The 1,371-nt window shown below is 33.3% G+C and carries 2 protein-coding genes; both read left to right on the top strand.

The features are described from left to right. The first annotated feature begins 310 nt into the window (after positions 1 to 310). On the top strand, positions 311 to 895 hold the full coding sequence (locus V7183_RS05850) for a YpjP family protein (RefSeq protein WP_097899054.1): 585 nt from the start codon (positions 311 to 313) through the stop codon (positions 893 to 895). Positions 896 to 1,007: 112 nt separating this feature from the next. Further along, positions 1,008 to 1,371 (top strand): HAD hydrolase-like protein (locus V7183_RS05845; protein WP_335358966.1); only part of this gene is annotated, 364 nt, incomplete at its 3' end.

Genomic DNA, 1,371 nt, shown 5'->3' with positions numbered 1-1,371 from the left:
TCATGGATACTTCATGAAATGCTGGCTATGGCCGAAGTGCCTCTTTTTTAGTCTGTAATGGACTGATAAATAAAATATAATAGAACAAAAATGCTTATGGCGGAGTACATGACATCTAGTGTCACAAAAATTCCTCCTCAAATTTGATGTACTTATATTGTATGAAGTCGTACAATTTCATATTCAAGGGAAAAATATGTGAACGTTAACAAATTTGTAAAGTGCAAAAATTATAATCATTTTGTATAATGGAAGAAACAACCGTTATATAAAGTGAAAATATAATGAGTGAAAGGGGAGGAAATGAAAAATGCCAAATTGGTTTAGAAAGACCTTAGTCGCATTAATTACCGTATTTACATTTGGCTTAGTGACGCCTCCTTCTATTTTGCTGGATAATGCAAAAGCAGCGGACAAGCCTACAAGTACAAGACAACAAAATTTGGAGCAGACGTCCTATACATATGAAGAAAATCGAGAAAGGTTAACCACGGATACCTTTATCACCTATGCAATGCAAGAGGCTGAAAAACAATCTATGCAAAAGTTTGGTTCTAAAATTGGTCCTGTTATTGAAGATGAGTTTAAAGATATTATTTTACCTAAAATAGAAGAGGCAATTGCTGAACTTACAACAGATGTACCTGAAGAATCATTACAATCATTAGCAATTTCACAGAAACCAGCAGGCGGTAATAACGAAAAGATTTTTCATGTGTATGATACGAAAACAGGAAACGATTTACTACGTTTCCATGTAAGGCGGGATCATCCACCACAAGATGGATATTATTTTAATTTCCACTATCATAGCTTCGATGACGGATATACCGCACATCATGAGTTAGGAGACATTTATTGGAATACGAACGTGCCGCCGAAATGGTTGTCATAATGGAAAGAACAAGAGAAAATCTTGTTCTTTTTTATTTGTATTAAAGGTGAAATGCACTGTATTGTTGAATAAAATATGTTTAGATGAAAAAGAAGTTAAGGGAGTATGTGTAATGCAAAAATACATTGTTTTTGACTTTGACGGCACGTTAGTAGATTCACAAAATATATTTGTTCCGATTTATAATCAACTCGCTGAGAAGCATGGATATAAAACGATAAGTGAGGAAGAGATTGAGCTTTTACGAAAATTATCTATTCCTGAAAGGTGTAAAAAGCTTCATGTACCGCTGTATAAACTTCCTATATTAGCATTAGAGTTTTATAAATTGTATCAACCTGCTATAAAAGACCTTGTTTTATTTCATGGGATGAAGGATGTATTAGATGAATTACATGAAAAAGGTTATGGAATAGCGGTCATATCTTCAAATTCAGAAGAGCATATTAAGACATTCTTGCATAACAATCAAATAG

This window comes from Bacillus sp. JJ1127, assembly GCF_036965845.1.
Taxonomy (GTDB): domain Bacteria; phylum Bacillota; class Bacilli; order Bacillales; family Bacillaceae_G; genus Bacillus_A.
The sequence above is the reverse complement of the archived record's forward strand: the minus strand, read 5'-3'. Positions and strand labels throughout refer to the sequence as shown.

Bases quoted from the DNA above. Each gene is read 5' to 3' on its own strand.
- V7183_RS05850 (WP_097899054.1), top strand. From the start codon at position 311: ATGCCAAATTGGTTTAGAAAGACCTTAGTCGCATTAATTACCGTATTT.